Annotated in this window: 4 protein-coding genes; all 4 read left to right on the forward strand. The window is 29.1% G+C overall.

Annotation, left to right across the window (positions count from 1 at the left end):
• The 4 genes from nuoL to AJ932_RS09815 are packed head-to-tail and all read left to right on the forward strand — an operon-like array spanning position 1 to position 7,046.
• Positions 1-1,791 (forward strand): NADH-quinone oxidoreductase subunit L, encoded by a 1,791-nt coding sequence (gene nuoL / locus AJ932_RS09800; protein WP_070277930.1) that lies wholly within the window; start codon positions 1-3, stop codon positions 1,789-1,791.
• 1 nt (position 1,792) lies between these two features.
• Complete coding sequence (locus tag AJ932_RS09805; protein WP_070277929.1) at positions 1,793-3,280, forward strand: NADH-quinone oxidoreductase subunit M; 1,488 nt, start codon at positions 1,793-1,795, stop codon at positions 3,278-3,280.
• Positions 3,270-4,658, forward strand: a complete 1,389-nt coding sequence (locus tag AJ932_RS09810; protein WP_044794378.1) for an NADH-quinone oxidoreductase subunit N — start codon at positions 3,270-3,272, stop codon at positions 4,656-4,658. The genes AJ932_RS09805 and AJ932_RS09810 overlap by 11 nt, the downstream gene beginning before the upstream one ends.
• 21 nt (positions 4,659-4,679) lie before the next feature.
• The gene (locus AJ932_RS09815) at positions 4,680-7,046 is read left to right on the forward strand and encodes a tetratricopeptide repeat protein (RefSeq protein WP_070277928.1); all 2,367 of its coding nucleotides are present in this window, start codon (positions 4,680-4,682) and stop codon (positions 7,044-7,046) included.
• The last annotated feature ends 70 nt before the right edge of the window (positions 7,047-7,116 follow it).

The following is a 7,116-nucleotide window of genomic DNA, read 5'->3' on the forward strand; positions in this document are numbered from 1 at the left end:
ATGCAAAATTTGGCTTTGATTTCTCTTTTTAGTCCTTTTATAGCTTTTTTGTTTGCAAGTTGTTTTGCTTTGAGTGAGAAAAAACAATTTGTAGGGATAATTTGCTCACTTCTAATAGCTTTGAGTGCTTTTTGTTCTTTGTATTTGCTTTTTTGCAATGAAGCTTTTAATGTGAGTTTGTTTGAATGGTTTGCTGGAGTAAATTTTGGCTTTGATATAGATGCCATTTCGCTTACTATGATGAGTGTTGTAGGTATTGTAGCTACTTGTGTGCATTTTTATAGTATTTTTTATATGGCTCATGATGAAGGTTTTAATAAATTTTTTGCTTATTTAGGACTTTTTGTCTTTTCTATGCTTTTTTTAGTTATGAGCGATAATTTCTTAGGACTTTTTGTAGGTTGGGAAGGCGTTGGGCTTTGCTCTTGGTTGCTTATAGGTTTTTGGTATAAAAATGATACTTATTCTTTTGCGGCTAATGAAGCCTTTATTATGAATCGTATTGCGGATTTGGGTATGCTTTTAGGAATTTTTTGGCTTTATTTACAAGCAGGAACTTTAAAATATGATGAAGTTTTTTCCATGGCACAAAGCCTAGATCGCAACGCTTTGATCCTAATCGCAACTTGTTTATTTATAGGGGCTATGGGAAAATCTGCACAATTTCCTTTTCACACTTGGCTTGCTGATGCTATGGCAGGGCCAACTCCTGTTTCTGCATTAATCCATGCAGCAACCATGGTAACAGCGGGGGTTTATTTGGTAATTCGTGCGAGCACGCTTTATGATTTAGTTCCTGAGGTTTCTTATATTATTGCCTTACTTGGAGCTTTTGTAGCGATTTTTGCAGCCTCTATGGCTTTGGTGGCTAGGGATTTAAAACGCATTATTGCTTATTCTACCTTATCGCAACTTGGATATATGTTTGTAGCTGCAGGACTTGGGGCTTATGGTATAGCTTTATTTCACTTAGCTACACATGCTTTTTTTAAATCTTTACTTTTTTTAGGTGCTGGAAATGTAATGCATGCTATGAATGATAAATTAGACATTAAAAAAATGGGTGGACTTTTTAAACCTTTAAAATTTACAGCTATTTTGATGTGTATAGGATCTTTAGCTTTAGCAGGAATTTATCCTTTTGCAGGATTTTTCTCTAAAGATTTGATTTTAGGATATTCTTTCATTTCTTTTCACCATGGTATTTTTTTGGTGCTTTTAATCGCAGCTTTTTTAACAGCATTTTATAGCTTTAGACTTTTAATGTTGGTATTTTTTACCCCTGCAAGACATGATGAACATCCACATGAAGCAAGTAAAATCGCACTTTTAGCTATGAGTCCTTTGATGGTTTTAGCTATTATTGCAGGATTTTTTGAACATAGTTTTTTTGAATATTTAAGCACAAAATTAGTTTTTATTGATGCACAAAATCAAATTGTAATGATTTGTGCGAGTGTAGCAGCTATTTTGGGTGTAATTTTGGCTATTTTTGCTTATAAAAATTCTTGGTTTAAAGAAAGTATTGAAGAAAATAAAATTCACAAACTTTTAAGTAATGATTATTTTATTCCTAAATTCTATCATCAATTTATTGTTTCAAAATATGAAAGTTTATGTGCGATTTTAAAGCATTGTGATCTTTATATTTTTGATAGAATAGTTGAAAAAATTGCTTTGTATTCTCAAATTATTTCACAAAAAATGATTATGCCAAACAGCTTAAACTTAATGCTTAGATTTTTGGTGGCAGCTTTTGTGATTTTGTTGATTTTGGTATGGATGGTGTAAAATGCTAAATTATTTGATATTTTTTCCTTTAATTTCTGCTTTTGTGGTTTTGCTTTTAAATCGCGGAGGCGTTAAGGTTTTTAGCGTTGTTGTAAGTTTTATAATTTTGGCTTTAAATTTGGATATTTTTGCGGATTTTTTACAAGGGGCAAGCTTTGATTATAATCTCTCTTTTAAAATTTTGAAATTTTTTAGCTTTCATGTAGGAGTAGACAGTATTGCACTTGTGTTGATGCTTTTAAGTTCTTTGATGATATTTTTAAGCTTTTTATTTTTAAAGCTGGAACAAAAAGCACTTGTATCTTGTATATTCTTTTTAGAATTTTCCATTATGGGACTTTTTAGCGCAAAAGATGGTTTGTTATTTTATGTTTTTTGGGAATTTTCTCTTTTGCCTTTGCTTTATATTATGGGAGTTTATAGTAAAGATTTTAGAGCAGGGGTGAAATTTTTTATCTATGCTTTTGTGGGTTCAATTTTAATGCTTGTGGCATTGATTTATCAAGCTTATTTAAATTATCAACTTTTAAACATCTTCACTTTTGACTTAGAAATTTGGAAAAATAATGCCTCGGCAGTAAATTTCACAGAGCAACTTTTACTTTTTGGAGCATTTTTTATCGCTTTTGCTATCAAAGCTCCTTTATTTCCACTTCATACTTGGGCACCTAAGGTTTATGCAAATTCGCCTGTGCTTGTTTCTGTAATGCTTGTAGTTTTTAAAATGGCTCCTTTTGGATTTTTACTTTTTTGTTTACCACTTTTTCCAGATGCGAGTGTGTATTTTATGCCTTTAATTGTAGCTTTATGCATAGTGAGTATCGTTTATAATGCTTTAATTGCTTATAGAGCAGAAAATATTAAAGAATTGATCGCTTATAGTTCTATTTCACATCTTGGTGTGATGATTTTGGGAATTTTTTCTTTAAATGCTTTGGGTATTAGTGGTGCGGTTTTTTATATGTTTGCACACGGTATTGTAACGGGAGCTTTATTTTTAATGGTTGAACTTTTACACCAAAGATATCATACTTATGATATTTCTTTTTACCATTCTTTGGCTAAAAAAGCACCTTTATTTTCAATTTTCTTTATGCTAATTTTACTTGCGAGTGTTTCTTTGCCTTTAACTGTTTCTTTTGTGGGAGAGTTTTTAATTCTTTTAGGTATAGCAAAGATTAATTTATTTTACGCTTTATTGGCAGGTTTGGTGATTATTTTAGGAGCGATTTATATGTTTGCAGTATTTAGAAAAATATTTTTCATGCAAAAACAAAGCTTTATAGAGAGTTTTTCTTTACGCTTTAGAGAAATAGTAGCGCTTGTGTGTATTGTAGTAATGATTTTTGGACTAGGGCTTATGCCAAATATACTTTTAAAGCCGATACAAAAAGATGTGGATAATCTTATAAAAACAATGAATATTAGAGCTGTGGAGCAAAATACTTTAGATTTTTTATCTAAAATAGGAGAGGCAAATGTTAAATAATTTTTTAAATTTAGAACTTTTAAATATAAGCTTATCTTATCCATTTTTATTTTTAATTACAACTGCAATAGTTCTTTTGCTTTGCTCTGGTTTTTGGAAATTTCATCGATCGTTTTATATTGGCATAAGTTCTTTATCTTTAATTGTAAGTGCTTTTTTGATTTTAAATAATGCAAATGCTCAAGGTTTAGAAGCAAAAGCTTTTTTGGCTACTTTAAATAATGATATTGTTTCATTTTATGCTTCTTTGGTGATTTTGTGTTTTTCATTTTTATATCTTTTAATGCAAAAAGAAGAAAATCAGGGTGAATTTTATGCTTTATTTTTATTTGTGATTGCATCTTTGCTTTTGATGGTTTCAAGCTCAAATTTAGTACTTATTTTTATAGGACTTGAAAGTTCTTCTTTAGCACTTTATACTTTAATAGCAATGCGTGGAAGTGATAATGCTATTTCAAGTGCGATAAAATACTTTAGTGTAGCGGCTGTAGGAGCTGGGTTTTTTGTTATGGCTGTAGCTTTTATTTATTTAAAAACAGGAACTTTAGATTTATCTGCTAATTTAGCGTTAAAAAATGAGTTTCAAAAAGATCCCATGCTTTTGGGTGCTGGAGTGATGATTTTTGTTCTTTGTGCAATCAAGCTTTCTTTGGCACCTTTTCATTTTTGGCTTAAAGATGTGTATTATGCAGCACATACAAATTTGGTTGCTTTTATTTCAGTTGTGCCAAAAGTTGCCATGTTGGGTGTGGTTATTCGTTTGTTTGATTTTTTAAATAATACAGGTTTTGAATATATCATAATAGTTCTAGCGATTTTTTCTATGCTTATAGGTGCTTTTGCGGCTCTAAGTCAAAACAATATCAAAAAAATGTTTGCTTATAGTTCTGTAGTGCATTCTTCTTTGGTTTTGGTGGCTTGTATTCCTTTACTAAAAGAACAAAATTTTGATGGAATTTTGCTTGCTATTTTTGGATATTGGACTTTATTTGCTTTTGCAAATTATGCTGTATTTATGATTTTAAGCAATTATGAGAATAATTCTTATGAGAGTTTAAATGGACTTTTGGTTAAAAAACCTTTAATTGCTTTTTGTTTGAGCATTAGTGTGCTTTCTTTAGCAGGTGTCCCGCCTTTTGGAGTATTTTGGGGTAAATTTATGATTTTAAATACAGCAATTTTAAATGGATATTGGTATTTGGCACTTTTTGTGGCTTTATCTTCTGTTATTATGCTTTATGCGTATTTAAAGATTTTAATTCATGCTTTATTTATGAAAAATGATAGGGTTCATAATATTAAGTTTAGTTTTATACAAAATTTTATTTTAGCTTTTTGTGTTTGTATAAGCACTTTTGCTATATTGTTAATGTTATAAGAGTTTTGCTATAATTATTTTATGAGAATATTATTTTTAATTTTATTAAGTTTTTTAAATGCTTTTGCTTTTGAGCTTGTTTTAAACACGGGTCGCGAAAATAATCAAGCTTTTGCAGTTTTACATGCGAGTAATGATTTAGAATTTACATGTCAAAAATTTATTACCGAATCAAAAGTTCATTTTGAATGTGATATTGCAGGTATGGTTGATAATAAATTAAAAGATCAGAGTTTTTCTGCTTTTGATTTAAAATTTATACAAGAAGCTCAAAAAATTAAAATGATCATTTTGCCAAAAATACAAGCAAGAATGTTTGACACTTCTCAAAATATTTATATAGATAAAGAACTTAGTTCATCAAGTTCGCATAAAAGTAAGGCTTTTACTTTTATTTTTGCACCAGAGCTAGCACCTATTAAAGACTATGATGGACTTGATTTTAATATCAATTTTCCACACGAGAGCTTGCCTTATGTTGGAGCTTTGGATTTAAATTCTGATCCTGTTATTATCCCTCAAAGTGCAGATATTAATACTTATTTACGCATCAAAAAAGAATACGATAAGGCTAATTATAGTCAGGTTGCTATTGATGCGCAAAATGCTATCAATAGATATCGTGGTAGTATTTTTATTAGTGAATTTATACTATATAAATTAAGAGCTCAAAATAAACTTTACACCCAAGATCCAAGCATGCGTGATCAACAAATTTTAGAAAAGATGATTGATGATGCTAAAAATTGGACGCGTACTTTTACAAGTGATAAAAATTTTTCAGAAGTTTTACATATAATGTTAAGAACTTATATCGCTTTAGCCCAGCGTGCTGATGTGGAATATACAATGTCGATTTTGGATAATGAACAACCTAATAATTATTTTACTCAGTTATCAAAACTTGATTATGCAGACTATATTTATAATTTAAATGAAAAAGAAAAAGCTGTAAATATTTATGAAAATACTTATTTTAATACAAAAAATTTAGATTTAGCTGCAAGAGCAGCTATGAGTTTGGCAAAGAATTTGCTTTCAAATGGGCAAGTAAATAAAGCTATAGAGTATATTAACACTATTTTAAAAGCCAATCCTGAATATTTTGGAAAAGATATTCCAAGATCTTTAGAACTTGCTAAATTATTTAATCAAAAAGGACAATTTGATATAAGTGCAAGTATTTATGAAGATGCCTTTGCTAAAATGTCCAAACTTGATCCAAGTTATGAAGAAACTTTAAAAGATTTAGCCTTAGTTTTATCACATACTAACAGATCTAGTGATGCTAAAAAATACCTTGATTTGTATATGGATGATTATTTAGATGGTAGGTATTTAGATGAAATCAAAAAAGCAAGTGATGAGGTATTCTTTGCTTTAGGTGATAATAATGCAAGCTTTTTGCATCAGCGTTATACAGATTTAATGAAGCAATATGCAAATAAAGATGAGAATATTGCAAATAAAGCTTTAGATGAAGATGTTGCACTTTATTATAAAGAGGGAAATTTTAGTGCGATTTTAGCTTATAAAAATCTTATAGAAAGTAAAAAAATTCCAAATGCTACTCAATTTTTAGAGAAAGCAGCTGTTAATGATTTAAAAAATGCGATAAAAGCTGATAATTGTATCAATGCTGCAAATATTTTTATGCGTTTTAGCGCTTATGATATAGGTCAGAAAATTGATAATAAAAAACAAATGTTAGCTTGTCTTATCAGAACTTCTAATGTTGAACAAGCACTTGATTATATAAATAAAAATTATAGCGAAGATTCTATATTTTATGGTCTTCAAAAAGCATCTATTCTTTTTGATAATAAACAATATCCTCAGGTGATTAAAATTTCTAAAGATATAGCTAATTCTAGAATTTTAAAAAGCGATGATGAGAATTTTAAGGCTTATTATTTGCAATTTTTGTCTTTGTTGCGTTTAAATGACTACAATCAAGCCATTAAAATTTTGCAAATTTTAGAAAGTTTTCCAATGAATTTTAGTATGGTAGAAGTCTATGATGCTTTACTTTCTTATGCTAATGATCATAATATGCAAACAACTATTTTAACTTACGCACCTAAGGCCATTGACTATCAAAATTTTAAAGGTATAAATCTTTTTAGTCCTAATTTAGAATTTATGTATCTTGATGCTTTGGCTAAAATCAATAAAAATGAAGAAAGTTTAGCTGTTTTAACAGATTTGCTTAAATTAAAACTTTCAGATGAAGATAGAGCAAGAGCTTTATATATCCAAGCTTTAACTTATGAAAGAATGCAAAATATACAAGCTGAAAAAGAAAGTTTAAAACAATGTCTTGAAATCAAAAGTGTTTCAAATTGGCAGAATTTATGTAAGAGTAAAAATCAAATTTTAAATCAATAAGTAAATTTAGAGATAACTAGCTTTTTAGCTAGTTATCTAAGGTTAAAACCTCTTCTTCTTAACATCTTCT

Source organism: Campylobacter sp. BCW_6873 (assembly GCF_001762365.1).
Taxonomy (GTDB): Bacteria; Campylobacterota; Campylobacteria; order Campylobacterales; family Campylobacteraceae; genus Campylobacter_D; species Campylobacter_D jejuni.

Coding starts and splice junctions, on each gene's coding strand:
- nuoL (WP_070277930.1), top strand. CDS start 1: ATGCAAAATTTGGCTTTGATTTCTCTTTTTAGTCCTTTTATAGCTTTT.
- AJ932_RS09805 (WP_070277929.1), top strand. CDS start 1,793: ATGCTAAATTATTTGATATTTTTTCCTTTAATTTCTGCTTTTGTGGTT.
- AJ932_RS09810 (WP_044794378.1), top strand. CDS start 3,270: ATGTTAAATAATTTTTTAAATTTAGAACTTTTAAATATAAGCTTATCT.
- AJ932_RS09815 (WP_070277928.1), top strand. CDS start 4,680: ATGAGAATATTATTTTTAATTTTATTAAGTTTTTTAAATGCTTTTGCT.